This is a genomic window from Mesorhizobium sp. P2_A12, from assembly GCF_056405075.1.
The window spans coordinates 1-25444 of the sequence record NZ_JBFUCU010000036.1 but is presented as its reverse complement, the minus strand read 5'-3'; the positions used below and the strand labels follow the sequence as shown (position 1 = coordinate 25444).

Genomic DNA, 25444 nt, shown 5'->3' with positions numbered 1-25444 from the left:
GGCTTGCGTACACGCCCCGCACGACTTCGAGCACTCCGAATAGCAAAAGCGACGAAAGCGCAAGCAAGGTTAGGTACGTGAGAGTATCCAAATTGGCGGCGGGCAAAACACGATCATATACCTGCAGCATGTATAGAGGCAGAATTAACAACAGGGTGTTCATCACCGCGGAGAAGAGGCCCATTTCGACCACACTCCTCGACAGCACTTTCCTGCCTGTAGAACTGGACATCCCCAAAATTGCCTCCCCCCGGGACAAGCGGTCAAATTAGACAATCATTATATATCATACGGGGTTGCCACGCTATCGGTTGGGATTCTTTTGATAGCCATAGTAAAGACCGCAAGCGCGAGCCGAGGCGTCACGCTAGGCGGACCTGCGAGTCGGCATGCGTTTGGCTACATCGCGAGGCCAAAGCATACCCGTGCTATGTTCCCGTCCATGGCCCTCCATCATTCAAACGCGAAGCCCCTCTCCTCGAAAAACTCTCGTGCCGTTTCATCGAAATGACCGTCGGCAATCGCATCGAGGTCTAGCGGGCCCTCTCCCACGGCTATCTGCAGCGGGGCTCCAGATTGTCGGTGTTGCCGGCCGCGTGTGCTCATCTCGCCATAAGCTAGCGACTCGCATTAGGTTCCTTCTTCATGGTAATCCTTCAGGGCGAGGTAAGAGTTTGGAGTAGCCGTTCGAATAAGGTTGACAGCTATTTGTTCTGTAAATATCTGCCATCAGAAATTCTTGGATTGACAGCTCATTTGCTAACTGTGTTCTGCTTTCAATATATTCGCTGGATCAGACTTCTGGGGAGAAGCAGAAGTCGTTCGATTGTCCGAGACCCTGCTGCAGGCGCGCGTAGGCAGCACTTGCCGACCTCGCCCTCGCCATGCCTTCGCCGCGCTGCGCAGGACTTCACGTTTCCCCGCCACCACTTTGTACGAACCCCCTGTCGTCCTCACTGCCGCAGGCCCCGTAGCCAAGACCGACGAGGGCTATCGCCTCGCCAATAGGTGATCGCAGTACGGCGTGGATGCCGCCGACCTAAGTAGGAGCCGAAGAGAGGGCCGGTCAGGGTCCAACGACCTTCCAACGGTCCATACGCGCCATCCCTTCCAACGGTGTTCCAAACCCTCCTGACGGTGTTCCAGGGGGGGCTTCCGATCCCATATCTACGGACATGGCTGCTATCTATGCGATCTTGCTGCTTGGCTCGCGGTCGCTACGCATACGCTCCCCACTCGCTCTCTTAAATAAGTTTTAGCTAAAATAGTTCCGGAACATTTCCCGCAGTTGGTGGTTCGAGCCTCCATGACAAAGTTGAACGAACTCGGGCCGCCGATTCCCGGCCATCGCCACAAGAGCGAACCGGATGACGAGCGGGAGAATTTCTATCCCTGCCCAACCTGCGGCCAGTTGGTTGATATGCGGGACCTTCGGCAAATCATTTGGCATGAACCGCCCCGACACAAACCGCTCGATCTCGGACCATGATGGCGAAAAGCCCGCCACGGCGGAAGCTGTGACGGGCCTTTGGTCGTCGTCTGCCTGGTTGAGGGGGACCAAGCAAGATCAGAACTTCATCTTCTGCAACAGGTTCCCTTCTCGCGCGCACAAAAAAGCCCGCCACCTGGGTGACGGGCTCCAAAGACGCCAGCGTGGGACGTTAAGCTGGCGGAGAGTAACTTTCTGGGGAAACATTAGTTGCGTCTAAAACATAAAAAGAGCCCGCCACCGGGAAACGATGGCGGGAAGTGGGGTGGCGCTCGGGGAGTGACCGCCGAGCAGGATCAAAACTTCACTCTCTGCAACAGGTTCCCTAGGGCACAAAAAGCCCGCCACCTTTCGGCAGCGGGCAAGGCTATGGAGTGCTGGGATCAACCAGCATAGGGTCAACGAGGGGCGAAGGGGTTGGTTGCAAACCAAAAGTCCGCCTGTCGTTGGGGGCGCGCAAGGTAGTATCTTAGGGTCCGGACTCATAACTAGTGGCTGATGGTCGCTGCGATGCAGACCGCGGCGAGAAGGTTGTGGGCGATTTGGTCGTAGCGCGTCGCCACGCGGCGGAAGTCTTTCAAGCGGCGACTGTAATTATGGTCTAAAGGCCGAGGGGTTTTGAGAGTGCGAGCAAAAAAGGAAGACGCAATGTCTTTGGCGCTAACCCGGCTCATTCTTTACGCCCGCGACGTGGAAGGGACGGTCGCCTTCTACGAAAAGCACTTTGGTTTCAAAGTGCTTCGCCTCCCTGGCGACAGAATTGTTGAGCTAGTGGCACAGAGTGGTGGAGCAAATCTAATGATCCATGCAGCCGCGAAGGGTGTGAAGACTGGACAGGTCACTGTGAAATTGGTGTTTGATGTTGAAGACGTTTCTGCCTTCTGCGAGAGGAGTGCCCGCAACGGGCTGGTTTTTAGCTCCCTACACCCCGCAGATGGATATTCCTATGCGAACGGCAAAGACCCTTGCGGAAATAATATCCAAGTGACCAGCCGTTCTTTCCGCAAGGCGGACTAAGACTTGGGGAGAATTCTAGTTTGAAATTTTGCGACCTCAGAAGCCACCATTCAGCCAAGCCCCGCGATGTGCTATGATTCACCTTATGGGCAAGAAGGCGAAGCAGAGGGCCAAGCAGGCGATTGATGCGCCGTTAGAGGGTGGGCTTGAAGCGGAAGCCGACTACTATGCCCGCAAGGTCGGCATCACTAGAGCCGAAGCCGCCAAGATCATCCGGGAAGCCCACGCACCGAAGCTGTCTATCGTCCGCAAGGAAAAGGCCAGATAGCCGCCTAGGCTGTCTTCTTTTTGTACGTTCCGCGAACGGTCGGCTGTTCGGCTTCCTTCGCTTCGATCCGCGGACGATTTCGCCAATCTCCCAAAGCTTTGCTCGCCAACCGTCGTTTGTTGGCTGAGAACACGCAAGGTACTTCGGCGATCGATGGCGGAATGTGGCGCTGCATCGTGTCCGATTTTCAAAGGGCCGGTATTGGGGTAAATTACTCCAGGCTCATACCGCTTACGCCGGGAGCATTATTATGTCTTGGGATAAAAATAAGGCTATTTCCTTTGCACGAGGACGTGCTGGTGCTGGTGGAAGTCATGGCAGAAGTCATTGTGCAAAATCCGTAAGGGAGGCAATTGAAAGTGGCGGCATAACGTTGGTTCCAACTGGTGACGCGAAAGATTACGGACGGAATCTAACAAACGCTGGATTTGTTGAGACAAATACAACCATGCCAATTGCTGGAGACGTTGTAGTTATACAAGGAATAGATGGGCATCTTTCCGGACACATGGCTATCTATGACGGTAGAATATGGATTTCCGATTTCATACAAAATGAAAGCCTTTACCCAAATCGGGCTTATCGCCAAATAAAGCCTAAATATAAAATTTACCGTCACCCCTGAGAGAACGCCGATACCGTGGTTTGATGGTGCCGCGAATTAGGGAGGATTACAGAAATGCCCACTCAGAAGTTTTCCAACTTCGGACCCATCCAATCGTCAGGATCGATCTTTGTACTGCAAGCACTTGTCGCCCAGCTCATTGCCAGGCACCCGGACCGAGACCGCATAATCAAAAGTGTCTCGGAGATGTCCAACGGCATCAAGGCTACTCCGAACAAAACTGACATCGCCGCACAACAAATCCATGACTTCGCCCAAGGCATGGATGACACCGTTGCCACCATTCGCGAGCATCTGGCTGATATCGACATCAATGCCGACGCTGGGTTCAGGACCTCTGCTGACTGAAAGAAAGCCTGCTGGCCGAATTCAAGCGGATCGATGATCCGAAGCGCGCCAGGGATTATGAGTTCGACAATCCTTTCTGGGACGTCGAGCATGATTTCGTGCTGGCGCGGCCGGCGCATGGCTGCTGAGCCAAATAAAGCCGTCGCAACTGTCGAGGTTAGCGGGTCTGGGCGTCGATCAGCACCTTTGCCGTGTCGATCAGTTCGCGTCTCAAGCCATCGGGTCCAAGGGTGACGGCGTGGCCATATGCGCCGTCGATCAGCAGCGCAAGTTGATCCCCAAGCCTTTGCGGATTGCGTGCGCCGAGAGCGCGAGCGATCGCGCGCAGGCGTTCGCGCATTTCCTGCTTGTTGGCGCAAGCAACGGCCGTGCCCGGGTGTTGACGATCCGGAAACTCGTTGGCCAGGTTGATGAACGGGCAACCCCGGAAATGCGGGCTTGCGATCTGATCGCCAATGCCTTCAAGCAGCGCTCTCACCTGTCGCGACGGCGCATCGGCGTGGCGTTCCACAGTTTCGTCCCACCATTGCCAAAACCGTAGGTCCTCGCTTTCCGCAAAGGCCGCGATCAGATCATCCTTCGAGGCGAAGGTGCGGTAGAGGGAAGACTTGGACACCCCCGAGCGCGCCACGACCGCGTCGATGCCGACGGCGCGAATTCCTTCCTGATAGAAGAGCTCGGTCGCGGTTTCGACCAGGCGGGCGCGTGCGGAAGGCTCATCCCGACGCGGCGCGCCTCGCCGTCCTTTAGTCATGCTCATGCTTGCATTTTCTCTGCGGCGTCGATTGACAAAGGGACAGATCGGTACCTATAAAAGAACCGATCTGTACCTATGCACCTTTACTTGACGAGTTGGGGACTGGCAAGTCCCGGCCGCGGACGGAGCACGACTGTATGACGACCTCAAACACGGTGGAAGCCAACAAGGCGCTTGTTCTTGAGGGGATCAGGGGCGTCTTCATCCAACGCGATCCCGCTGTAATCGATCGCCTGTTTAGCGCCGATTATCGCCAGCACAATCCGCAGATTCCAAATGGACCGGCAGCGATCAAGGCGCTGCTGGGAAGCCTGTCGCCAGGTTTCAAATACGAACCCGGCCTGGTCATTGCGGACGGCGATTACGTCAGCATTCACGGCCGCTATACCGGGTGGGGACCGAAGCCCATGATTGCGGTCGACGTCTTTCGGGTCGCCAACGGCAAGATCGCCGAACATTGGGACGTTTTGCAGGAAGAGGTTCCGGCCGCGCAGAGCGCCAACGGGAACAGCATGTTCATTGAGCCGTAAGGCGCGCCCCGGCGGCGTCGGCAGCGAGATTCGGTCCCCGGAACTTCTCGTTGGAGCGGTTTGGACGTTGGTCGTTGAAGGTCTTCATACACTGCCGCGCTCGTGCCAGGGCACCCTTGAGGAGCTCAGTTCCGAGCGGACCGTCTGATGGATTGGGGTGGCCGCCCGTAGATCCGGATAAATGCCCGCCTCATGTTCTCGGCATCTCCAAAGCCCACTGCCTCCGCGATGCGTTCGACAGGTTCCGCTGTTGCCTCTATGCGGCCTCTTGCCAGATCCGCGCGAAGCCGTTCCACGACACGCGCAGGCGTGGTGCCGGTCTGCGCCCGGAATGTCCGGCTGAACTGGCGCAGGCTCATACCGGCCACCTCCGCCAGGCGCTCGACAGGAAGGTCCTCAGCAATGTGATCCCGCGCGTGACCTAAGGCAGCGGCGATCCGATCGCTCTTTGGCGCAAGATCGATCGACGCGGCGAATTGCGACTGCCCGCCATGGCGACGATGGTAGACAACCAGATACTGGGCCACGGCTTTGGCTACGGCAAAGCCGTGATCTTCCTCGATGAGGGCCAAGGCAAGATCGATGCCGGCCGTGATGCCGGCCGACGTCCAGACATTGCCGTCCTTGCAGAAGATGCGGTCGGCCTCGACGCGTATGGCGGGATAGTCGCGCTGGAGCCGCGCGGCGTGTCGCCAGTGGGTTGTCGCTCGCCGCCTGTCCAACAATCCAGCCGCCGCCAGGGTGAATGCCCCGGTGCAGACGCTCGCAACGCGGCGGGACCGCCCCGCAGCTTCGACTATTCCGTTCAAAGCCTCTGCGGGAACCGTCGGGTCGATCCGTCCCCCCACGACGATCAAAGTATCGAACATGCCGTCGTCGAGTGCGGCGGCGGTTGTGGAGATGCCAAGGCTGTTGGCCACATCCCCAACTCCGGCCGCCACGATATGGACCTCGTAGGCCGGACGTCCAATCTCGCCATTTGCCGCCTCGAACGCGCCGGCCGGACCAGCGAAGTCGAGCATCTGAAACCCCGAAGAAATGTAGAAGCCGAGCCTTTTCATGGCCGAATGATAGGGAAGTTTGACCTTTAGGTCAAAGCCCTCGCATCGTAGTTTCTCCTCAGGAGGCAAGCGATGTCACAGCCAATCATTGTGGTGATGCCGGTGTACGATGGCGTAACCCAACTTGACTTCACCGGTCCGCACCAGTTTCTTTCCCGCACGCCCGACCTGGACGTCCGGGTAGCGTCGCTGGGCGGCCAACCGATCACGGCGGACCGTCTCACCTTCTCGAACCTGGACGACCTTGCCGCCATCGAGTCCTGTGACGTCCTTCTGGTGCCGGGCGGCGGTGGCTGCCTCGCTGCTATCGAAAGCGAGCTTTACCTGAATGACATCATCCGGCTGGGGGCGACCGCTCGCTATCTGACGTCTGTATGCTCTGGCTCGCTCATCCTCGGAGCTGCTGGCTTCCTCGTGGGTCGCCGGGCGGCTTGCCATTGGGCGTGGCGGGACCTGCTGCCGATCTTTGGGGCCATCGTCGACGACAGCCGCATCGTCCGGGATGGCAATATCCTGTCCGGCGGCGGCGTCACGGCAGGTATCGATTTTGTCCTGGCCCTCATCGCCGAGCTAAGCGGCCAACGGGTAGCCGAAATGGTGCAGCTCGGCCTCGAGTACGCGCCCCAACCGCCCTTCAATGCGGGCCGCCCGGACACGGCGTCGCCTGAAATTCTGGAAGCCGTGAACGCGCGCAACGCGATGAACCGGGCGCAACGGCGGGCACGTCTTGAAGGCTGGGCGGCGGCCCGTCAGGCGTAAGGTGTTCAGGTATGTGTGGGCGCCACGCCTTTGTAGCCGAGGCAGGAACACAGGCGCCGGATCCTCGGCCTGGGCATTGTGGCGCCAGTCTCTTGACCCGACGGGAACGGACATAACCGTCCGCAAAACACATGGAGTCCGAGATGAGCGGTCTGGACAAGCCTGACTTCCTTGATGCACTGGCAGTCGGCCGGACATTGGATCTTGCGTTGCCCGACAGTCGCGCCGTACGGGATGCTTATGAGGCTGCGCAAGCTGAGTCATTGCCTTGGCTCTTCAATCACGTGGTGCGTTCCTGGCTTTATGGCGCCAAGCTTGCCCAGAAGCGCGTGCTCGCCCCGGACGCGGAACTGGTTGCCGTCGCGGTGCTTTTGCATGATCTCGGTCTTTCGCGCGGTGGCGCTCCGGACCGTCGATTCGAGGTTATCGGAGCAGATGCTGGCCGCGACTTCGCCCTTTGCCACAAGATGGGAGAGCGGCGCGCAGACACGATATGGGACGCTATCGCCTTGCACACCACGGGGTCGATTGCCCGATACAAAGGGGTCGACATTGCATGCTGCATCAGTGGTATCGGGTGTGACTATGGTGGCTTCGGTTACGATGAACTGAGCGACGACAACAAGGACGTGATCCTGTCAGCCTATCCTCGCCTTGGGATGAAAAAACATCTGACGACTTGCCTCTGTGACATTGCAAGGAACCATCCGGATACTACGAGAGACAATTTCATCGCCGACTTTGCCTCGAAATATGTCCCGGGATATACGCGCGACCGCTCGTCGGTCGACTTGCTGCATAGATCGCCGTTTGCCGAGTAGCCGGCATGGCTATGGCCTACGGGCGGCTCAGCGAGAGCAGTTCCAGGAAAGGTGTGCAGTGGTTTTTCGCCCAAGTTTGCGTAAAAACAGAGAGTTAGAGCGGTTCGGCGATTCCGTTAAAACGCCGAACCGCTTTAACGAGGAGGGCAAGGTCTGCGGCGCTCGGAAATCAGCACACATCTTTGTGCGACTGAGCAGATGTTCTGATGTCGCCTTTCGGGCCGGAAGTCCGTTTGTCGTTTCCGTTTGCACCAGAAACGGCCTTTGGCCCAGCCGATTTCAGTTGTGATCGCCACTCTGGTAGAAGGCAGGTTGGCTTTCCATTTCAACCGTAACCCTTCGATTTTGGGCTAGAGCGCACACCCCTGCTTCGGCAGCGATGGCAGCACAGTATCCATCCCAGGCATTCGCGGCGATCGCGGGGAACTGGCCGGTTTGCACGAATTTCAGGAAGGCGCGGTTCTGACGGCGATAGGCCTCGGCATAGCGCCCTCTCCAATCGCTTTCGTAACGCGTGACGTGCTCCAAGCCAGAATCGACCGTCGCAAAAGACAGCGCGCTGAGCGATGTCGCGCCTTTCTCGCCTACCAGCTCCCCACGCACATCATAACCATAGGATGCGTTGTTGTTGATCTCGATGTTGACCAGTTGGCCTTCCGATGTTTCCAAGACCATAAAAACCGGAGCGACCTTCGAATCTGAACGAAGCGGCTGGAAAGCCGAGATGAAGCTGTATTCGACACCAAGCACGAAGCGCGCGACGTCGAATTCATGCGGAGCTGAATTCGTAATTGCCATCGCGGCGGTAAAGTCGGCCTGCGGGGTTTCCACGTTGCGATGAAAGTTGTGCATCATCAGTGCTCGACCGAGGCTCCCGCCGTCCACCGCGGCTTTCATCTCGGTGTAAGACTGATCGAAGCGCCGCATGAAACCGACCTGGACCAAACGAAGGTTAACGGCGATCTCATTTTCCATGACCTGCAGACATTCCTTCGAAGACTGCGACAATGGCTTTTCACATAGACTCGGCTTGCCGGCACGAAGGCTAGCCAGCGACAGTGGTGCGTGGGTAAAATCCGGGCTCGCGATCACGACCGCGTCGACATCGTGGCGCGCAATTGCGGCTTCCGGGTCGGTCAGCACGTGTACTGCGCCGACTCTTTCCGCCAAACTCCGCGCCCGCTGCTCCGATGCGTCGCAGATCACCTGCAAAGTAGATCCCGGCAATTCTTCCGCGAAAATGCGAGCATGGTCACTACCCATGATTCCGGCGCCAATCACGGCAAGGCGAATTGACATAAAGGGCTCCAATGGCTGTCGCTGCTACCGAGCGGGTGGTTGAATTTCGGAGTCGATTTGGCGTTACTCGCTGACGTCGATCCACACTCCGCCGGCGGAGGACCTATGTACGTCCTCAACAAGGGCCTGGATACGCGCGCCGGATTGGAAATTCATCGGTTCCGGCCCCTGTCCGGATATGGCTTTCACGAAGTTCGCAATCTCAATGGCCTTGAGGTCATTGAAACCCAGCTGATGTCCGGGGGCGACACAGAACAGTCCGTACGGGTCATGGTCCGGACCGGCTTCGATACGCCTGAATCCACGACGTCCGGCCTGATCCGCGGCACTGTAGAAGTGCAGTTCGTTAAAACGTTCCTGGGTGAAGACCAGCGCGCCGTTAGTGCCATACACTTCGAAATCGTGCTGCATCTTGCGCCCCGTGGCAATCCAGCTGGCTTCGATTGAGCCCGATGCGCCATTGTCGAATCGAACGAACATCCGGGACAGGTCGTCGACTTGCACATCACGCCTACCACCGGCGCCATCGGGGCGCGCACCGATTACTGTGACGCAATCGCCCAACACCCGTGTTATTGGGCCGACAAGATACTCGGCCGTGGCAAGCGCATGGCTTCCAAGGTCCGCAACCGCACCTCCGCCAACTGGATCGTGGCGGAACGTGAACTGGCTTTCCGGATCCGCCATATAGTCCTCGGCATGGATGCCGCGGTAGCTCCGGATCTCGCCAAGCTCTCCGTTCCGGATCATCTCACGCGCCAAGCACAGCATCGGGTTGCAAAGATAGTTGAAGCCGACCTGCGTGCGCACCCCAGCCTGTTTGGCCGCTTCAGCCATTTCCCATGCGTCGCTCGCCAGCGGTGCGAGGGGCTTTTCACAGTAGACGTGTTTGCCGGCGGCGATGGCTGCGAGTGCCATTTCCTTGTGAAAGGCATTCGGGGCGGTGATGTCTATCACATCGATTTCGGGATCTGAAATGAGCGTGCGCCAGTCGCCGCTCGACCGGGCAAAGCCTAGCGCTTGCGATGCTTGGGCCGCCATATCGTCAGAGCGGTCGGCGATGGTGTGAAGGACGATCTCAAACGGCAGATCGAAAACACGTTGTGCGGTTGCGAAGCCGAACACGTGGGTCTTGCCCATGAAGCCGGAGCCGATCATGCCAATGCGCAGCTCAGGTCTGACTGTCATGCTTTCAAGCTCATAAGGTGCAAGTTCGGAACGGCCCGTCGAGGACCGTCCATGGGAGCGGGAGGCGAGATTTCTCCCGCCTCCTTTCCTGGTTACTTCGCGATGCAGGTGTCGGCCGTCTCCGGCGTGCAGACGTCAAGTCCGGTGTAGGTCGGATCCGTCGGAGCCGGCTTGCCGTCCTTCATGTCCTTGAACGCGAGCATGGTCTTGTAGCCCATTTCGAAGGGACGCTGACCGACCTGGCCGAGGGAATATCCTTCCTTCATCTGTTCAATCTGCGTGGGCAAGGTGTCGGCAACGACCAGCGCCAATTCCTTCTTGGCGATCTTGTCCTTGTACGGCTCGACCGCGGCGCGGTTGGCGTCCGGCACAAATTGCGGGAAGCCGCCGGTCGGCACGAATGCGTCCAGGTTCGGCATCTTCGCCATGAAGTCCTGGAACTGCTGTACCGACAATGGGAAATCGTCGTTGGTATACAGCGGGCAGCCTGGCGCCTCGGTCCAGCCGTTCTGGCCGGTCAAAGGATCGCCCGGCGAGGCGGCTGACTTGGTCCCGGAGAGCGTGTCGCGGATGCCCTGCATGCGCTCGTTGTGGTTTGCCGCGGCCGCGCCACCGGACTGGATGCAGATGGTGCCCCCTTTCGGCTTGATCGTCTGCACGATCTTGGCGAGGTTCACACCGATCTCGTAGTTGTGCGTCCCGACATAGGCGGCGCGCAGGTCCTTGTTCTCGGGCAGCACGTCCGCGTCCCAGGTCAACACAGGAATACCTGCTTCCTTGGCAGCTTGCAGCGCGACGGCCATCGCGGCCGCGTTCGCAGGCGCGACGGCGATACCATCGACCTTCTTGGCGACCAGATCCTGCACGATCTGAACCTGCTCCTCACCGCCACCGTGTTCGCCGGGTCCGATGTACATGCACTCGAATGCGCCTTTGGACTCGGCTTCTGCCTTCTTGCAGCCATCACGCGCCTGATCGAAATACGGGTTGTTCATGTTCTTCGGCACAAGCGCGAATACATATTTCTGCTGGGCGTAGGCCTGTCCCGCCATCAGGGCGGATGCTGCTACCGCAGCCCCCAAAAGATATTTCTTCATCAAAGTTCCTCCGTTTGTTGTGTTCACCTCAGGGTTTTCCACCGGCCTAGGCCGGCAGAGCTCTAGCCGCGCTTGATGATGAAAAAGGACTTCAGCGATCTGCCGGACGTCCCCATGCCAAGAAGCACGGCGAGAATGATGAAGATGCCGACGAAGGCACCCTGCCAGTTGGAATCGATGCCTGCCATCAGCAGCGCGTTGCGGACGACCTCGAGGAAGGCCGATCCGATAACCGCGCCAAACGCGGTGCCGTAGCCACCCATCAGGCTGGCGCCACCAATGACGGTGCCGGCGATGACGCGCAACTCGTACCCTGTTCCCACCGCGTTGATCGCTGAGCCGCTGTAACCGAGCAGGAGCAGGGATGCGATCGAGGCGCAAAAGGACGAGAACACGTAGGCTTGGAATTTGATCTTATCGACGGGAACGCCCGTCATGCGCGCCGCGGTCTCATTACCGCCGATTGCGAAAAGATGGCGCGCCCATGCGGTGAAGATGAACACCCAGCCGAGTGCGAGCGTCATAACCACCATTACCCAGAAGTGGGACGAGAACTGCGGTATCCAGTAAGGAACCCAGCCGTCCGGCGAGTGTATGGGCCACTTTGCCTGGCCGATGGCCTTTACGATCGGCGCGTCGGGTCCAAACTGATAGAGCATCTGGTTGCCCGACAGCACCACCGCCAGCGAGCGTGCGACCGACAGCATGCCGAGCGTGACAACGAAGGACGGCATGCCGATATAGGCGACGAAAAACCCGTTGAACGAGCCGCAGGCGATACCGGCGAGAAGGCCCGCGCTAAAGGCCACGTACCATGAATAGTGAGCGGTCAGGAGCACACCGGCGACGATGGCGACGAGCCCCATGACGGATCCCACCGAGAGGTCGATCCCACCCGTGATCAGGACCACGGTCATGCCGAGCCCCATGATGGCGATTGGCGCGAAATTGCGGGTGATGTTGGTTGCGTTCTCGGCTGTGCCGAAACTCGGTTCCAATACGCTCATGAATACGACAAGGACGAAGAGCGCGACCGAGACCCAGAAGGCCTGGCTGGTCTTCAGCTTTTGAAATGCGGATTGCTCCACGATACCGACGACGTCGGCAATCGAAGCATGGCCATCTTCCACGGTTTGGGGTTGACTAGGCTGCACGGATCGCTCCCGTGATTAGTCCGGTGATTTCTTCCGGAGAGGTCTGATCAGTTGGCTTATCGGCAACCTTCGTGCCGCGCCGGAGAACGACGATGCGGTCGCACACGGCAAAAACGTCCGGCATGCGGTGGCTGATCAGGATCACCGCAACACCGCGGGCTTTCATGCGCCTGATCAATTCCAGGACCTCAGCGACCTGGCGTACGGAAATTGCAGCGGTCGGTTCGTCCATCAGCACGAGCTTGGCATTGGACAAACGAGTTCGCGCAATCGCGACAGCCTGGCGCTGACCGCCAGACATTTTCTTTACAAGGTCGCGTGGCCTAGTTTCCGACTTGAGTTCGCCGAACAGCTCCGCAGAACGATCGATCATCGCCTGTTTGTCGAGGATCCGGAAAGGCCATACGCCCTTCTTGAGTTCTCGGCCCAAAAACACGTTCTGGGCGGCGGTCAGATTGTCCGCCAGAGCGAGATCCTGATACACGACCTCGATCCCCTCCGCGCGCGCATCGATTGGCTTGTGGAAGTGGCAGGCCTTGCCGTCGACCCTGATCTCGCCTTCGCTCGGGGGGAAATTTCCGGAAATCAGTTTGACCATCGTTGACTTGCCAGCGCCGTTGTCGCCCATCAGGCCGGCCACTTCACCGGGCTCGATCGAAAAGCTGACGTCTGACAGCGCGCGGATTGCTCCGAAGCTTTTGCCGACGCCCTGCACTTCAAGCAAAGACACGTGGTTCATCCTCCCATGGACCGGCGGCTCTTGGAGTCTCGCCTCGCCTCATTCTGCAACGGAAATTGCGTATGAAGTTCTTGTGCAACAATGTTTATTGCAGAGATTCTTAATTTGCAACAACTATTTTCTATATCGATTAACTAACTGTTTTTGATAAGATATTTCTTTTGTGCCGCTTTGGGGGAAATCAAAATCGGACGATTGCCGGAGATCCCAGCATCCCCTGTTGCAACGTTTCTTGTTACTCCGGAATGGGAAGGCTTTGGGAGCGGCTACGGTATTTGTTCAGCTGCCAAGATTATCAATGGCTGTTCAACGACGCGCTTTGGCCTCCAGCTCTTTGCCGTTGACGACGAGCGCTGGGTTGATCCTGCTCTCGAAGAAATCGAGCACGTTGCGCACCGCCGACACGGCCATCCGTTCACCGCATTCGGCGGTGAGGCCGGCAATATGGGGTGACAGGATCACCTGATCGCAGGACAGGAGCGGATTGTCGGCAGAGGGTGGTTCCTCATCGAACACATCCAGGCCAGCTGCCGCCACCTTGCCGGACTCAAGGGCTGCGAGAAGTGCCCTTTCGTCGACTACGCCGCCGCGCGCGGTGTTCACGAGCCAGGCTCCCGGCTTCATAAGAGAGAACTCGCGCTCGCCGATCACAGGAGCGTCACCCTTGGGTGCATGCACGGAAATCGCATCCGCCCATTGAAGGGCCGACGCCAGATCGGAGACGGCTTTAGCAGGGCCATCCGGCCATCCAATTTTCTCGAGATACGGATCGTAGGCGGCGATTTCCATGGAAAAGGCAGCCGCCATCTTCGCGAGATGCCGGCCGATGCGGCCGTATCCAAGAATCAGCAGACGCTTGCCGGCCAGTTCCGAAGCTTCCAGCCTGTTTCGCCAATTCCAGGCACCCTCGCGAACCGATCGGTCCCCGCGCACCGAATGCTTGGCGCAGGCAAGGAGCATCATCATGGCGTGCTCTGCGACAGATATGGAATTGACGTCTCCGACGACAGCGAGCGTGATGCCGCGCTTGTTGAGGGACGGCAAATCGACAGAGTCGTAGCCAACACCATGACGGGACACGATCCGGAGCCTGCGCGCCATGTCGACGGTCGAGGCCGAGAGAGGCTGTGTGCGGATCACCAGCCCATCGGCCTTGTCGATCAGCGGCGCATAACTTGGCTCGGAGACTTCCTCCACGTAATCGTAGGTGATGCCTGCGGCCTGCTCGAGCAAGGAAATTCCAGCCGGATGGAGCTTCCCGGCAATCAGAACATGCGGCATCAATACCCTCCCTTGGAACCGGCGTTGACGCTTGATCCGCCCGTGAGTTCCCTGAACATATTGACGTTCGCTTCCGCCGCACCGGCCAGCATGCGTACGTCATTGGAGACGGTGGTCATGTTGTAGCCCCACCCGATCGCGCGCGCCGCGTAGGCCGGAGTTCCGCAGTGCAATGCCGCGGCTATGCCGGTTTTTTTGCAGGCCGCCACGATGCGCTGGATGGCCTCGATCATCTCCGGCTCTTCGCGGTCGAAGGCAGGCGGCAGCCGGCCTTGGGTCATGCCGAGGGTCAGATCGGCCGGGCCAACGTAGATCCCGTCAAGCCCCGGGGTCGAGGCGATCGCGTCGAGGTTGTCCATCGCCTCGGCGGTTTCAACCATGGCAAAAGCAAGTATCTCGGCATTCGCTTCCGAAGCATAATTGGCACCGGCCGCGAAATTCGCACGTGTCGGGCCGAAGCTTCGGTTGCCCAGCGGCGGATAGCGCAGGCAGCTGACAAACTCGGCCGCCTGTTCGGCTGTATTCACCATCGGACAGATGACGCCATAAGCACCCGCATCGAGCACTTTCATGATGATGCCCGGCTCCAGCCAAGGCACCCTGACGAGTGGCACCGTGGCGGAGGCCCGCATCGCCTGCAGCATTGGCAACAGGCCGTTGTAGTCGAGCACTCCATGCTGGAGATCGACGCCGATGCTGTCGTAGCCTTGCGCCGCCATGATCTCGGCGGTGAAACTGTTGCCGATTGAAAGCCAGCCGTTGATGGTCGGCTTCCCTTCGGCCCAGAGCTGTTTGAGCCTGTTCTTGATCATGCGACGACCCCTTTAGAATACAACCTGAGCCAGCTTAGTATCGAGGTAGTCCCGGATACCTTCGGCGCCGCCCTCCCGGCCCATGCCGGAATGGTTGGTGCCGCCAAACGGCGCCTCGGAAGCCGCGAGCGCAAAGCTGTTGATGCCGACCATCCCGGCCTTGAGCGTCGCGACAACTCTGCGAGCGCGCCCCGCATCCCGGGTGAAGGCATAGGCTGAAAGTCCCATCTTCGAGGCGTTTGCCCGACCCAGGACCTCCTCTTCGGACGAGAAACGGCTGATAGCTGCCACCGGACCAAAATTCTCCTCGGCAAACACGGTCATGTCGTCAGCAACATCGGTAAGAACCGTCGGCTCGAAGAAATGGCCGGAATTGAAGGCTGGCGAGCGCCGGCCGCCCGCGGCAATCCTGGCGCCGGCCTTTTCGGCGTCGGCGACGATTTTTTCGATTTCGTCGAGCCTCCTGGCATTGATCAGCGGGCCCATCTGCACCGTCGGGTCGAGACCATCGCCCAGCTTCAGGGCCTTGGCCCGCGCAACGAAACCATCGACGAAAGCATCATGGACCCTTTCGTGAATGAAGAAGCGGTCCGGGGTGACGCAGACCTGCCCAGCATTGGCGTATTTCGTGGGCACGGACACGTTGAGCGCGCTTTCGATGTCCGCGTCGTCGAAGACGATGAGGGGTGCGTTACCGCCTAGCTCCATCGACACCTTCTTCACCGTATCGGCTGCGTCGCGCAGCATTTGCTGCCCGACCCGTGTAGACCCGGTCAGCGACACCTTGCGCACAAGCGCCGATGCCATCAGCGGCACGTAGGTCGTGGCCGTCGACCCGACGAGAAGGCCGACCGTGCCGGGGGGCAGCCTGCCCGCGCGCAGGCAGTCGATCATCACCATCGCGACGCCTGGCGTCTGGCTTGAAGGCCGAAGGATGGCCGAACACCCGGCGGCGAGCGCTGGAGCGATCTTGCGGGCGACGAGCGCTGCCGGAAAATTCCATGCCGTAAAGGCCGCCACGACGCCGATCGGCTCGTGCAGCACTTCGAGGCGACCTCCGGGGACACGGCTCTCGATGATGCGGCCGTAAATGCGTCGAGCCTCTTCGGCATACCAGCGGAACTGATCCGTCGCTAGCACCCACTCGCGTCCGGATTGCGCGATGGGCTTGCCAGTCTCCAACGTAATTATCCGAGCGGCTTCGTCCTGCCGCCGGCCCATTTCGTCGGCGATGGCGTGAAGTGCATCCGCGCGCTCGAACGCGCTCTTTGCCCGCCAGGCGCCAAGGCCACGTTCGGCCGCCACCAAGGCAGCCTGCGCATCTTCCAGCGTCGCCGTCGGCGCTTCGCCAAGTGAACGTTCGGTGACGGGACTGTCTACCGTCGCCGTGCCTCCGTCGGAAGCGGCGCGCCATTCACCGTCGATGAAAAGTCCGTATTTGTCATACATTGCCGGCACCGATCTCGCTGGTGTTGACCACGCGACGCTCAGCGACAGATTTCATCGCGGCCTCGGCGAGAACCAGTGCAAGGCGTCCATCCTCGAAGACGACCGACGGCTGGCGTCCGTTTTCGATTGCGTCGACGAAGTCGTCGATTTCAGCGTTGAATGCTTCCCTGTAACGCTCGATGAAGAAATGAAGGTAGGGCTGCGCCCGATCGGTCAGCCCATCGGCATAGATACGCGCCTCATGCGCGCGGCGGTTCTCGGAAATTGCCATGCCGGCAGATCCGAAAGCCTCGACGCGCTGATCGTATCCATAGACTGCCCGTCGTGAGTTGTTGATGATGCACTGCTTGCCGCTGGCGGTGCTCAAAACCACGGTCACCGTATCCCAGTCATTCGTCTCGGCCATCAGGTCGGGGTCGACCAGCCGGCTGCCGGTCGCAAAGACCTCAACGGGCTCTTCACCGAGCATGAAGCGAGCCATGTCAAAATCGTGGATTGTCATGTCGCGAAATATGCCGCCGGAGACGCGTATGTAGGCAGCTGGCGCCATGCCAGGATCCCGCGACGTGATGATCACCTGGTGAAGCTCGCCGAGCTCCCCACCTTCGATTGCAGCTCTCACCGCGGCATGCCCAGGGTCGAAGCGGCGGACGAAGCCAATCATGATAGGCAGTTTGCTTCCACGGATATTGGCCGCGCAGCGATCGACGCGCTTCAGGTCGAGATCGATAGGCTTCTCGCACAACACCGGCTTTCCGGCGGCAACTGCCCGCTCGATGTAGTCGACATGGGTATCGGTCGCCGTGGCGATCAAGACGGCGTCCACATCGCTCGTATCAAACATGGCGTCGGCCGAGTCCAACGCGGGAACCGCGAGCAAAGCTGCCACTTCGTCGGCCGCGGCGCGATTGACGTCGTAGACCGCAGCGAGTTTCGTTCGTGGATGAGCAGCGATGTTGGCGGCATGCATGCGCCCGATGCGCCCGCAACCGAGCACGCCAATTTTCAGCATTGAATTCCTCCGCAACAATATTTTTGCAATGATCGTTGCAAAGAGGTTGATTTGTCAATGGCTATTCCGTAAAAGTCTGGACAACGGAAATTCGCCAGGGAGGAAGCGATGACGAAGACCATTCGTCTGACCATGACGCAGGCGCTTGTGCGCTATTTGAGCAATCAATTCACCGTCGTCGACGGCAGCAAGGTTCCGCTGTTTGCGGGCGTGTTCGCCATTTTCGGTCACGGCAACGTCACCTGCCTGTCCGAGGCCCTGGAGGCCGCGCAGGACGTCCTTCCCACATGGCGCGGCCAGAATGAGCAGTCCATGGCACTGGCTGCTATAGGGTTCGCGAAGGCGAAGCGCCGGCGCCAGATTATGGTCGCCGCCACCTCTATCGGCCCGGGCGCTCTGAACATGATAACCGCTGCGGGCGTCGCCCATTCAAATCGGCTTCCAGTGCTGATGATTGCCGGCGATACCTTTGTCAGCCGCCGGCCAGATCCGGTGATGCAGCAGGTCGAGCACTTCAGCGATCCCACAATCAACGTCAACGACGCATTCAAGGCGGTGACCCGCTACTGGGACCGTATCGTCCATCCCGAACAGATCATCTCCTCGCTGCCCCAGGCGGTCGCGGTTCTGCTTGATCCGGCCGACTGCGGGCCGGCTTTCATCGCCCTCCCCCAAGATGTGCAGGAAATAGCGTGGGATTATCCCGAGTCCTTCTTCGAACCCACGGTCCATGCGATTCCGCGCCCCCGGCCGGATCGCGCGCGCCTCGAAGAGGCGGTGCGTCTTCTCAAGACGGCCAAGCGTCCGCTGATCATTTCGGGCGGCGGCGTGCGTTATTCCGGTGCGGAGGCCGCTCTCGCGAAGTTCGCCGAAGCGCGCGGCATTCCGCTCGCTGAGACCATTGCCGGCAAGGGCACCGTGACGCACGACCATCCCGCCCATGTCGGGCCGATCGGTATCGTCGGCTCGACATCGGCGAACGCGCTTGCGGGTGAAGCCGATGTGATCCTGGCCGTCGGCACGCGGCTCATGGACTTCACGACGGGATCGTGGAGCGCATTCAGCCCCGACGCCAAGTTCGTCTCAATCAACGCCGCACGCTGGGATGCCACAAAGCACCGGGCTCTTGCCGTGGTCGGCGATGCATTGGAAACCATCAACGAGGTCGAGGCCGCGCTTGGTGACTGGAAGGTTGACAGCCGTTGGACCGAAAAGGGCAAGGTCGAGTTTGCCAAGTGGAACACTGCGCTCGACGGTTTCCAGAAGCCCACGAATGACCCGGTTCCGACCTACGCGCAGGTCGTTGGCGTGGTCAACGCGAAGGCCGGCGAGCGGGATCTGCTGATCACCGCGGCAGGCGGGCTGCCCGGGGAAGTCATGAAGAACTGGCGTGTGAAAGAGCCGAACACGTTCGACTGCGAGTTCGGATTTTCCTGCATGGGCTATGAGATCGCCGCCGGATGGGGTGCGGCGATGGCGGATCCGAGCCGCACGCCGATCGTGATGATCGGCGACGGCACCTACATGATGATGAATTCCGACATCTACTCATCGGTTCTCGCCGGCCACAAGATGATCCTGATCGTCTGTGACAATGGCGGCTATGCGGTGATCAACCGGCTCCAGAACGCCAAGGGCGGCGCGTCCTTCAACAACATGATCAAGGATTGCCGGGTCAAGGAACCGTTCTCGGTCGACTTCGCCAAGCACGCCGAGGCCATGGGCGCCCTGACGCGGCGGGTTGAGAGCCTTGCGGATCTCGGCCAGGCTGTGGAGTGGGCCAAAGGGACGGATCGCACCACGGTCATCACCATCGTCTCCGATGGCTACACCTGGACACCCGGCGACGCGTGGTGGGACGTCGGTGTGCCGCAGGTCAGCGAGCGGGCCGAGGTGCGCGCCGCGCACAAAGCCCAGGAAGACGGCCGCCGGAAACAGCGCGTCGGCGTTTAACGCTGCTGCCCCGTACGGGGCATTGCAGCCAGCGACGCGGGGTGGCCTCCCTGCTCCGCGTCGCCGGAGCCAATCCAACTCGGAGCAAGAGATGAAAGCGAGACTCGGGATCGCACCGATTGCGTGGTGGAACGACGACCTTCCTGAACTCAGTGACGACGTGTCCTTGGAGGAATGTCTGTCACAAGCGCGCAGCGCGGGATTCACCGGCATGGAAACGGGCCGGCGCTTTCCGATGGATGCCGAGATCCTCATTCCGATCCTGCAGAAGCAGGGCATGAGCGTATGTGGAGGCTGGTTCTCAGGCCTGCTGCTCGACGGCGACTTTGAAACCGAAAAAGAGAGGATTGGCCAACAGCTGCGGCTGTTCAAGGCAGTGGGCGCGCCATGCATCGTCTACGGGGAGACGGCGGGATCGATCCAAGGTGACCGTCTTGCGCCGCTTGCTTCCAAGCGACGTCTTACCGAAGACGAGGTCAAAGCCTACGGACGCAAGCTAACAGCTTTCGCGGAATGGTGCGCCGGAGAAGGGATGCCCATTTCCTATCACCACCACATGGCGGCGCCCATCGAGACGGAAGCCGAGGTGGATCTCCTCATGAGGCACTCGGGCGAGGCGCTGCCCCTGCTCTTCGATGCCGGCCACATGGCTTTCGCCGGCGGCGACGTACTGCGTGTCATCGACCGTCACCACGCGCGGATCTCACACGTTCACACCAAGGACATCCGGCAGGACGTCGTCGATGCCCTCGACCGGTCGCGGGAAAGCTTCCTGGACGCCGTGATCAAGGGTGCCTTCACGGTGCCCGGCGACGGTTCACTCGACTTCGAGGCGATCGTCAAGCGCTTGGCGAGCCACGGCTACGAAGGCTGGTTCGTCGTTGAAGCCGAGCAGGATCCCATCAAAAGCCCGCCGCTCGAAATGGCGAAGATCGGTCACAAGGAATTGCTGCGCGTGATGGCTGCGGCTGGCTACACAGTGGAGGACAAGGCATGAACCGGATGGATGGTAAGATCTGCGTCGTTACCGGATCGACGCAGGGACTGGGCGCTGCTATCGCTCGCCAGCTGGCGCAAGCCGGAGCGGCGGGCCTTGTCACACTTGGCCGCAACGAAACCAAGGGCCGCGCGGTGGCCGCCGACGTTTCACACGCCACGGGCGTGCCTGTGCACTATGTCAACGCCGATCTTGGAAATGTCGAGGATTGCCGCCGCGTGATCGCGGAAGCGGAGCGCGTTTTCGGTAGGATCGACGTGCTGGTCAACGCCGGTGCCCGAACGGACCGGGGCACGATCCTCGACACGTCGCCAGAATTGTTCGACGCCCTGTTCGCCGTGAATGTGCGCGGACCTTACTTCCTCATGCAGGAAACCATACGGCACATGATCCGCAATGGCATCGAGGGTGCTATCTGCAACATCGGCTCGATCTCACAGCAGGCCGGCCAGCCGTTTATCAACGTCTACTGTGCCACCAAGGCGGCACTGGCGACGCTGACCCGCAACACGGCGTTTTCGGTCATGAAGAACCGCATCCGCGTCAATCAGCTGGATATCGGCTGGATGGCGTCCGATCATGAGCGGGAATTGCAGGCGAGCGAGAAAGGCGATCCTGACTGGGAAGCCAAAGCCGTTGCAAACCTGCCGTTCGGACGCCTGATCGACCCCCGCGAAGCCGCTCGGGCGGTAAACTTCCTCGTTTCGGACGATGCCGGGCTGATGACGGGTGCTGTTGTGGATTACGACCAGACCGTGCTTGGAGCCGCACCAGGCCCCATGGCCGTTCCTGAGAAGGCGATGGCGCTCTGAAGCCATGAACCGCCGAAGCGGAGACGGAGAAAAACCAATTGTCTTGAAGAACTGCGCAAAGCGCCGAGGCAGCTACTGAGTTGTGACCGTGGGAATACGAGGATTGAGCGGATCTTTTTGAAGGCGCGCCGCCAAGCCTAAGGTGACGGCTTGCGCGAGGCACATCGGAGCGGCAAGCGAGCGCGAGAACGTATATTCGTGCTCGGGCACCGCGAATAACACCCGCGCGCTCTTCGCGAGAGGCGAAAGAGTGCTGTCTGATATTGCCACGATAGGCACGCCGCGCTGAGCCGCCTCTTCCACCACGTTCACGACCTCGTTGGCGTAGAACCGGAAAGACACGGCGAACAACACGTCGGTCGTCCGCATCGCCCGCGCCATATGGGTCGCCAATCCGCCACCGGCATCCAGCAGGACGCAACGTTTACCCAGCATCGTCAAAATGTAGCGGAGAAGCTCGACCACCGGCGCCGAGCGCAGTTGGCCGAGGAGGTAGATGACGTCCGCCTCTTCGAGCAGGTCTACCGCTTCGCTCAGACGATCCGGATGGATTCCACTCAGGAGGTCCTGAAGGGAGGCGATGTCTCGCACGACGAGATCTTGCATGAAGCCATATTCGCTTTTGTCGATCCGCCCACCAAGCTCCTTTTCCAGTGCCTTCACACGAGCCTCAAAACCGGGGGCGGCGGTCGACAGTCGCTTCTGGAACAGAGACTGAAGCTCTTTGAAGCCCTCATAACCGAGCGCCTGCGCAAAGCGCACGAAGCTCGATGCGTGCACCCCGCTGCTATCCCCGATCGAATTCACGGACCTGACTGCGACGTCGTTTGGGTTCTGCGTGAGATAGAGAGCGATCTTCTGGTACGATTTGCTCATTTCGTCATATCTATCGTGGATGAGCCGGATTAGTTCTTCGTAGTCTCTCGGCGCTTTAGCGGTCGGTTTCATGTCTCAATCTTTCGCAATATTCATTGCACCATGACGTATTGGCGTTGATTCCGCTAGCTAAATCCGCCGCAACATTGCAGCGGGGCCGAGAAACTTCGAGCGCGGAGGTATGCAGCAATAGCCGATGTCAGCCGCGACGCTTATTCGGTTGAATGCTGCAACCAAGATCGGAGCGGTACCGTCTCCAACCCCACCGGAACGTGTGCAGACGGCGGAGACGCTTCAATATGGCGCTTGTAGTGGCTGCCCTCGCGAGACATCTCCAACTGCGCATCGAGGTGCGGCGAGACGCATGCTGCGAACCTCGAGAGGGCACGGCAGATTGGTTCGCTGACCACGTCGGCTGTTCGTGCAGCCGCGACGTCCAACGCCGGAGACGTCTTCTTTTTGAGCGTCTGCAAAATTAAACACTACGACCGAGATGCGTGCGCAAAGTCATGCTGGCAGCGCCGCGAGCATCCCTGAATGGATCAGCGCAGCCGCCTTGACCATGCTGGCGGCGAGTGCGGCGCCCGTGCCCTCCCCCTCGCCAATCCCCAGATCGAAGAGTGGTGTCAGGCCGATCTTCTTCGCGGGCGGTGCCAGGCGGGCACATGTCCCTCGACCAGAAGCTCGCAATCGGCCGGCGCCTGCTTGAGGTGAAAGCGTCATTGCCACATGGTCATTTCGGCCTATGGCTCGACAAGCAGGAAGGGCTTTCGCCCGGCATGGCCCGGCAGTGCATGGCGCTGGCCAAAGGCGGGCGCCAGCACGTACGGGAAGAGTTAGCGGCATAGGAGAACAGCCGGCGCAAACGCGCGCTGGTGAGCCCCTGCACAATGCCCGAGTGAGTTATCCACAGGTAGTCCACAGCCGTCGGCGACAGGCAATCCCTTAACGACAAAGCGAGCCTTCCCGATTTAATATTACATTGGGCTTGGTGAGGTTCGCATCACCCAAGCACCCCTGCACCGGTCATTTCAGCGTCGATAATCGGGAATTGTCAGATTGGATGCTGCACGCATTAGCTTCGAGGCCAGACAACGGGCGGACTCCGTTGCACCGCCGCCCAGATTTGATCCTTTCTGGGCTAGTGTGGCGGAGGCGGCGATAGCCGGCAGTGTGGTTGCTGTTTTTTGTTGGCTTGGAGGTGGCAGTCACATGGCGGGTGCGATCGGCATAAGTATGATTTTGGCGTTTGCGCTGCCGTATCTCTATCTCCGGAGAATTGAGCGGAAGAACATTGAGGCCTTTGATACGGAATACGTCAGCTTGCTGGAACGAGAGAGAGCAGGGTAACGAACTTGCGGTGGCACGCGGCCACAGGGAAGCGCCAGGACGCGCAGGGCGCTTCGCGGCCTGCGGAAACGCGCGCTGGCGGGGCTCTCAAGTAAGCAATAGCCAACAAATCAACGCGACACCGACAACGCCGAAAAGCACTAGCCCAACGAAATTCATCCAGAAGACTATGGGGTGTGCGTTGCGTAGGATCAGTCGATTGCCGCGAGCCCGAAATGAACCGTCGCGAAACGTTAGGAACACCTGACGGGAACTGACCAAAAGGATCGCGAGCCCCCCGAGGAAAAGCAAGACTTTGACCATTTTTCAGCTTCACGCAACCTGAGGCTGATGGCAAGCGAAGCTGACTCAGGAATATAATCCTCCCGTTGCGGCGACCCCTTCAACGGAGATCGCCATGCCCAAGACCCTCGCCGACACCCTGGCCGCCCGCGAAACCATGTATGTGAACTGCGCGCACCCGGCGTGCTGCAAATCGACCAAGCTCGACATTCAAGCGCTAATAGACAAGCTCGGGCCTGATCATGGTTCAATGCACTAGGATCTTGTCCGGCTATTCGGCTGCTCGGATTGCAAGGCTGCCGGCCGCGATCGGCGCCCGGTGTTCTGCACTTGTCATTCCTGACTACGAAGGCCAGATGAGGGAGCGGAACTGCGACTGGAAGCCGACTTTCGATCGAACCAAACCGGCTTGACGGAACATTAGCGATCTCTAACTATTTTTGCTTGCGGCAAGTGATGCTCACCCCATCACTGCCTTAAGATCGGGATCTTTCACCGGCTACCGATCGGCCTGCGCCTCCCGCAAGTGGCGCGGGCTCTCAGCAGGGGAAGCGGATGACCGATGTGTAGGTTGACCCTCGCTCTCGCCTTCTTGCTCACGTGTGGCATCGTGTCCGCAGGAGAGCATTGGTTTGCTCATGACGGCGACACGCTGTGGCATGACAAGAAACGAGTTCAGTTGCTTGGTATCGATGCCCCCGAACTTTCGCAGGCGTGTTTTGATGCCGCTGACAAGATCTGGCCCTGCGGCAGGTATGCGCGTGACCACATTCGCCATCTCATTGCCGGAGGGGATGTATCCTGCACCATCGAAGGCAAGGACCGCTATGACAACGAAGTCGGCGTCTGCTTCGTGGGAGGCATCGATCTGGGACGCGACCTGGTGAAACACGGATTGGCGGTGGCCGACAAACAAGCGCCTCGATACCTTGCCGAAGAACGCGAAGCCCGCATTGCCAAACGTAACTTGTGGGCAGGGAACTTTATGGATCCCGGCGAATATAGACGGGGTGGACGCCGATAGCTGCCCATCGCCCCAGTGCGCTGACATATACGCTCCTCCAAGGCACGGGCTATGGCCAAGGAGATCGGCGACAAGGCGCAGATCGAGGAGATCACGACTCAGGTGAAGAGGCGCTCATTCTTATGGTTCAACTGTGAATTCGGTCCACATGCCAGCTCCATAGTGACCCGGCACGTTGCAGATAAGCAGGTATTTTCCAGCCTTCAGATCGACGGTCAATGTGCCTGATATGCCGGGATCGAGTTCCGACACCTCGCCCTTATCTCCGGACTTGTCTTCGTCGACCCGGTTCGCGGCCTCAAGGTAAGGAAGCAGCTTGCCGGGCGCGGCAAGGTACATCACGATCATCTCGTGAATGGTGTCCTTGGAGTCATTCTTCACTTTGAATGTGACCTCGCCGGCCTTCACCGCACCCGGGGAAGCCTTGATCCCCATATGGTCGCC

Annotated in this window: 26 protein-coding genes and 3 pseudogenes; 13 read left to right on the top strand and 16 right to left on the bottom strand. The window is 59.5% G+C overall.

The features are described 5' to 3' along the window. Together AC1DZU_RS33860 and AC1DZU_RS33855 are read right to left on the bottom strand one after the other, a co-directional pair. A pseudogene (locus tag AC1DZU_RS33860) lies at window positions 1-184 on the bottom strand (type I secretion system permease/ATPase); the annotation flags it as partial. A 1793-nt stretch (window positions 185-1977) separates the two neighbouring features. Continuing rightward, window positions 1978-2073 (bottom strand): annotated as a pseudogene (locus AC1DZU_RS33855) (IS5/IS1182 family transposase); the annotation flags it as partial. 70 nt (window positions 2074-2143) lie between these two features. On the opposite strand from AC1DZU_RS33855, the gene AC1DZU_RS33850 reads away from it, so the two are divergent. The 4 genes from AC1DZU_RS33850 to AC1DZU_RS33835 all read left to right on the top strand — a co-directional run bounded on the left by AC1DZU_RS33850 (window position 2144) and on the right by AC1DZU_RS33835 (window position 3747). Next, on the top strand, window positions 2144-2506 hold the full coding sequence (locus tag AC1DZU_RS33850) for a VOC family protein (protein WP_477291598.1): 363 nt from the start codon (window positions 2144-2146) through the stop codon (window positions 2504-2506). A gap of 85 nt (window positions 2507-2591) precedes the next feature. After that, a complete protein-coding gene (locus AC1DZU_RS33845; RefSeq protein WP_477291596.1) occupies window positions 2592-2774 on the top strand; it encodes a hypothetical protein in 183 nt (60 codons plus the stop codon). 250 nt (window positions 2775-3024) lie between these two features. Next, the gene (locus AC1DZU_RS33840; RefSeq protein WP_477291594.1) at window positions 3025-3399 is read left to right on the top strand and encodes a hypothetical protein; all 375 of its coding nucleotides are present in this window, start codon (window positions 3025-3027) and stop codon (window positions 3397-3399) included. Window positions 3400-3453: 54 nt separating this feature from the next. Further along, window positions 3454-3747, top strand: a complete 294-nt coding sequence (locus AC1DZU_RS33835; RefSeq protein WP_477291592.1) for a hypothetical protein — start codon at window positions 3454-3456, stop codon at window positions 3745-3747. A 157-nt stretch (window positions 3748-3904) separates the two neighbouring features. Here the strand turns inward: AC1DZU_RS33835 and AC1DZU_RS33830 are convergent, their stop codons facing one another. After that, window positions 3905-4507, bottom strand: coding sequence for a TetR/AcrR family transcriptional regulator (locus AC1DZU_RS33830; RefSeq protein ID WP_477291590.1), 603 nt, complete (start codon window positions 4505-4507; stop codon window positions 3905-3907). Between the two features lie 152 nt (window positions 4508-4659). On the opposite strand from AC1DZU_RS33830, the gene AC1DZU_RS33825 reads away from it, so the two are divergent. Further along, window positions 4660-5034, top strand: a complete 375-nt coding sequence (locus AC1DZU_RS33825) for a nuclear transport factor 2 family protein (protein ID WP_477291588.1) — start codon at window positions 4660-4662, stop codon at window positions 5032-5034. Between the two features lie 125 nt (window positions 5035-5159). Here AC1DZU_RS33825 and AC1DZU_RS33820 read toward each other — a convergent pair whose 3' ends face one another. Further along, a complete protein-coding gene (locus tag AC1DZU_RS33820) occupies window positions 5160-6095 on the bottom strand; it encodes a GlxA family transcriptional regulator (protein WP_477291586.1) in 936 nt (311 codons plus the stop codon). A gap of 72 nt (window positions 6096-6167) precedes the next feature. On the opposite strand from AC1DZU_RS33820, the gene AC1DZU_RS33815 reads away from it, so the two are divergent. Next, a complete protein-coding gene (locus AC1DZU_RS33815; RefSeq protein WP_477291584.1) occupies window positions 6168-6854 on the top strand; it encodes a DJ-1/PfpI family protein in 687 nt (228 codons plus the stop codon). A 143-nt stretch (window positions 6855-6997) separates the two neighbouring features. After that, on the top strand, window positions 6998-7675 hold the full coding sequence (locus AC1DZU_RS33810) for an HD domain-containing protein (protein WP_477291582.1): 678 nt from the start codon (window positions 6998-7000) through the stop codon (window positions 7673-7675). 279 nt (window positions 7676-7954) lie between these two features. Here the strand turns inward: AC1DZU_RS33810 and AC1DZU_RS33805 are convergent, their stop codons facing one another. From AC1DZU_RS33805 to iolG, 9 genes are all read right to left on the bottom strand, one after another. After that, window positions 7955-8974 carry a Gfo/Idh/MocA family oxidoreductase gene (locus AC1DZU_RS33805; protein ID WP_477291580.1) on the bottom strand — a complete coding sequence of 340 codons (1020 nt, stop codon included), beginning with the start codon at window positions 8972-8974 and terminating at the stop codon, window positions 7955-7957. Between the two features lie 63 nt (window positions 8975-9037). Further along, window positions 9038-10162, bottom strand: a complete 1125-nt coding sequence (locus tag AC1DZU_RS33800) for a Gfo/Idh/MocA family protein (protein WP_477291578.1) — start codon at window positions 10160-10162, stop codon at window positions 9038-9040. A 92-nt stretch (window positions 10163-10254) separates the two neighbouring features. Then, window positions 10255-11259, bottom strand: a complete 1005-nt coding sequence (locus AC1DZU_RS33795) for a substrate-binding domain-containing protein (protein WP_477291576.1) — start codon at window positions 11257-11259, stop codon at window positions 10255-10257. Between the two features lie 62 nt (window positions 11260-11321). Then, window positions 11322-12413, bottom strand: a complete 1092-nt coding sequence (locus tag AC1DZU_RS33790; protein WP_477291574.1) for an ABC transporter permease — start codon at window positions 12411-12413, stop codon at window positions 11322-11324. Beyond that, window positions 12403-13152: an ATP-binding cassette domain-containing protein gene (locus AC1DZU_RS33785; RefSeq protein WP_477291572.1), complete on the bottom strand. Its 750-nt coding sequence runs from the start codon at window positions 13150-13152 to the stop codon at window positions 12403-12405. The genes AC1DZU_RS33790 and AC1DZU_RS33785 overlap by 11 nt, the downstream gene beginning before the upstream one ends. Window positions 13153-13458: 306 nt before the next feature. After that, on the bottom strand, window positions 13459-14433 hold the full coding sequence (locus AC1DZU_RS33780) for a hydroxyacid dehydrogenase (RefSeq protein ID WP_477291570.1): 975 nt from the start codon (window positions 14431-14433) through the stop codon (window positions 13459-13461). Then, window positions 14433-15245, bottom strand: coding sequence for an HpcH/HpaI aldolase family protein (locus AC1DZU_RS33775; protein ID WP_477291568.1), 813 nt, complete (start codon window positions 15243-15245; stop codon window positions 14433-14435). The genes AC1DZU_RS33780 and AC1DZU_RS33775 overlap by 1 nt, the downstream gene beginning before the upstream one ends. A 12-nt stretch (window positions 15246-15257) precedes the next feature. Then, complete coding sequence (locus AC1DZU_RS33770; protein WP_477291566.1) at window positions 15258-16694, bottom strand: NAD-dependent succinate-semialdehyde dehydrogenase; 1437 nt, start codon at window positions 16692-16694, stop codon at window positions 15258-15260. After that, window positions 16687-17706 (bottom strand): inositol 2-dehydrogenase, encoded by a 1020-nt coding sequence (iolG, locus tag AC1DZU_RS33765; RefSeq protein ID WP_477291564.1) that lies wholly within the window; start codon window positions 17704-17706, stop codon window positions 16687-16689. Before iolG ends, AC1DZU_RS33770 begins: the two co-directional genes overlap by 8 nt. A 108-nt stretch (window positions 17707-17814) precedes the next feature. Between iolG and iolD the strand changes: the two genes are divergently transcribed. The 3 genes from iolD to AC1DZU_RS33750 all read left to right on the top strand — a co-directional run bounded on the left by iolD (window position 17815) and on the right by AC1DZU_RS33750 (window position 21468). Next, window positions 17815-19659, top strand: a complete 1845-nt coding sequence (gene iolD, locus AC1DZU_RS33760; protein WP_477291562.1) for a 3D-(3,5/4)-trihydroxycyclohexane-1,2-dione acylhydrolase (decyclizing) — start codon at window positions 17815-17817, stop codon at window positions 19657-19659. Window positions 19660-19750: 91 nt separating this feature from the next. Beyond that, window positions 19751-20656, top strand: coding sequence for a myo-inosose-2 dehydratase (iolE, locus tag AC1DZU_RS33755; protein WP_477291560.1), 906 nt, complete (start codon window positions 19751-19753; stop codon window positions 20654-20656). Next, window positions 20653-21468, top strand: coding sequence for an SDR family oxidoreductase (locus AC1DZU_RS33750; RefSeq protein WP_477291558.1), 816 nt, complete (start codon window positions 20653-20655; stop codon window positions 21466-21468). Before iolE ends, AC1DZU_RS33750 begins: the two co-directional genes overlap by 4 nt. Window positions 21469-21540: 72 nt before the next feature. On the opposite strand, the gene AC1DZU_RS33745 is transcribed toward AC1DZU_RS33750, so the two are convergent. Both AC1DZU_RS33745 and AC1DZU_RS33740 read right to left on the bottom strand, forming a co-directional pair. Beyond that, window positions 21541-22416 (bottom strand): MurR/RpiR family transcriptional regulator, encoded by an 876-nt coding sequence (locus AC1DZU_RS33745; RefSeq protein ID WP_477291556.1) that lies wholly within the window; start codon window positions 22414-22416, stop codon window positions 21541-21543. Between the two features lie 435 nt (window positions 22417-22851). Continuing rightward, window positions 22852-22983, bottom strand: a pseudogene (locus tag AC1DZU_RS33740) (nicotinate-nucleotide--dimethylbenzimidazole phosphoribosyltransferase); the annotation flags it as partial. Between the two features lie 26 nt (window positions 22984-23009). Here AC1DZU_RS33740 and AC1DZU_RS33735 point away from each other — a divergent pair. From AC1DZU_RS33735 to AC1DZU_RS33725, 3 genes are all read left to right on the top strand, one after another. Continuing rightward, complete coding sequence (locus AC1DZU_RS33735) at window positions 23010-23192, top strand: DUF3102 domain-containing protein (RefSeq protein WP_477291554.1); 183 nt, start codon at window positions 23010-23012, stop codon at window positions 23190-23192. A gap of 899 nt (window positions 23193-24091) precedes the next feature. Then, window positions 24092-24235 carry a hypothetical protein gene (locus tag AC1DZU_RS33730; RefSeq protein WP_477291552.1) on the top strand — a complete coding sequence of 48 codons (144 nt, stop codon included), beginning with the start codon at window positions 24092-24094 and terminating at the stop codon, window positions 24233-24235. Between the two features lie 312 nt (window positions 24236-24547). Next, window positions 24548-25000 carry a thermonuclease family protein gene (locus AC1DZU_RS33725; RefSeq protein WP_477291550.1) on the top strand — a complete coding sequence of 151 codons (453 nt, stop codon included), beginning with the start codon at window positions 24548-24550 and terminating at the stop codon, window positions 24998-25000. 120 nt (window positions 25001-25120) lie between these two features. On the opposite strand, the gene AC1DZU_RS33720 is transcribed toward AC1DZU_RS33725, so the two are convergent. Further along, on the bottom strand, window positions 25121-25444 hold a 324-nt coding region (locus tag AC1DZU_RS33720), incomplete at its 5' end, for a sulfocyanin-like copper-binding protein (protein ID WP_477291548.1).

What these genes read in the sequence shown, in the direction of transcription:
- AC1DZU_RS33735 (WP_477291554.1), top strand. Translation starts at nt 23,010, where the DNA reads ATGTCCCTCGACCAGAAGCTCGCAATCGGCCGGCGCCTGCTTGAGGTG.
- iolG (WP_477291564.1), bottom strand. Translation starts at nt 17,706, where the DNA reads ATGCTGAAAATTGGCGTGCTCGGTTGCGGGCGCATCGGGCGCATGCAT.
- AC1DZU_RS33820 (WP_477291586.1), bottom strand. Translation starts at nt 6,095, where the DNA reads ATGAAAAGGCTCGGCTTCTACATTTCTTCGGGGTTTCAGATGCTCGAC.
- AC1DZU_RS33785 (WP_477291572.1), bottom strand. Translation starts at nt 13,152, where the DNA reads ATGAACCACGTGTCTTTGCTTGAAGTGCAGGGCGTCGGCAAAAGCTTC.
- AC1DZU_RS33750 (WP_477291558.1), top strand. Translation starts at nt 20,653, where the DNA reads ATGAACCGGATGGATGGTAAGATCTGCGTCGTTACCGGATCGACGCAG.
- AC1DZU_RS33775 (WP_477291568.1), bottom strand. Translation starts at nt 15,245, where the DNA reads ATGATCAAGAACAGGCTCAAACAGCTCTGGGCCGAAGGGAAGCCGACC.
- AC1DZU_RS33745 (WP_477291556.1), bottom strand. Translation starts at nt 22,416, where the DNA reads ATGAAACCGACCGCTAAAGCGCCGAGAGACTACGAAGAACTAATCCGG.
- AC1DZU_RS33845 (WP_477291596.1), top strand. Translation starts at nt 2,592, where the DNA reads ATGGGCAAGAAGGCGAAGCAGAGGGCCAAGCAGGCGATTGATGCGCCG.
- AC1DZU_RS33830 (WP_477291590.1), bottom strand. Translation starts at nt 4,507, where the DNA reads ATGAGCATGACTAAAGGACGGCGAGGCGCGCCGCGTCGGGATGAGCCT.
- AC1DZU_RS33810 (WP_477291582.1), top strand. Translation starts at nt 6,998, where the DNA reads ATGAGCGGTCTGGACAAGCCTGACTTCCTTGATGCACTGGCAGTCGGC.
- AC1DZU_RS33835 (WP_477291592.1), top strand. Translation starts at nt 3,454, where the DNA reads ATGCCCACTCAGAAGTTTTCCAACTTCGGACCCATCCAATCGTCAGGA.
- iolE (WP_477291560.1), top strand. Translation starts at nt 19,751, where the DNA reads ATGAAAGCGAGACTCGGGATCGCACCGATTGCGTGGTGGAACGACGAC.
- AC1DZU_RS33800 (WP_477291578.1), bottom strand. Translation starts at nt 10,162, where the DNA reads ATGACAGTCAGACCTGAGCTGCGCATTGGCATGATCGGCTCCGGCTTC.
- AC1DZU_RS33815 (WP_477291584.1), top strand. Translation starts at nt 6,168, where the DNA reads ATGTCACAGCCAATCATTGTGGTGATGCCGGTGTACGATGGCGTAACC.
- AC1DZU_RS33730 (WP_477291552.1), top strand. Translation starts at nt 24,092, where the DNA reads ATGCCCAAGACCCTCGCCGACACCCTGGCCGCCCGCGAAACCATGTAT.
- AC1DZU_RS33780 (WP_477291570.1), bottom strand. Translation starts at nt 14,433, where the DNA reads ATGCCGCATGTTCTGATTGCCGGGAAGCTCCATCCGGCTGGAATTTCC.
- AC1DZU_RS33770 (WP_477291566.1), bottom strand. Translation starts at nt 16,694, where the DNA reads ATGTATGACAAATACGGACTTTTCATCGACGGTGAATGGCGCGCCGCT.
- AC1DZU_RS33795 (WP_477291576.1), bottom strand. Translation starts at nt 11,259, where the DNA reads ATGAAGAAATATCTTTTGGGGGCTGCGGTAGCAGCATCCGCCCTGATG.
- AC1DZU_RS33840 (WP_477291594.1), top strand. Translation starts at nt 3,025, where the DNA reads ATGTCTTGGGATAAAAATAAGGCTATTTCCTTTGCACGAGGACGTGCT.
- iolD (WP_477291562.1), top strand. Translation starts at nt 17,815, where the DNA reads ATGACGAAGACCATTCGTCTGACCATGACGCAGGCGCTTGTGCGCTAT.
- AC1DZU_RS33805 (WP_477291580.1), bottom strand. Translation starts at nt 8,974, where the DNA reads ATGTCAATTCGCCTTGCCGTGATTGGCGCCGGAATCATGGGTAGTGAC.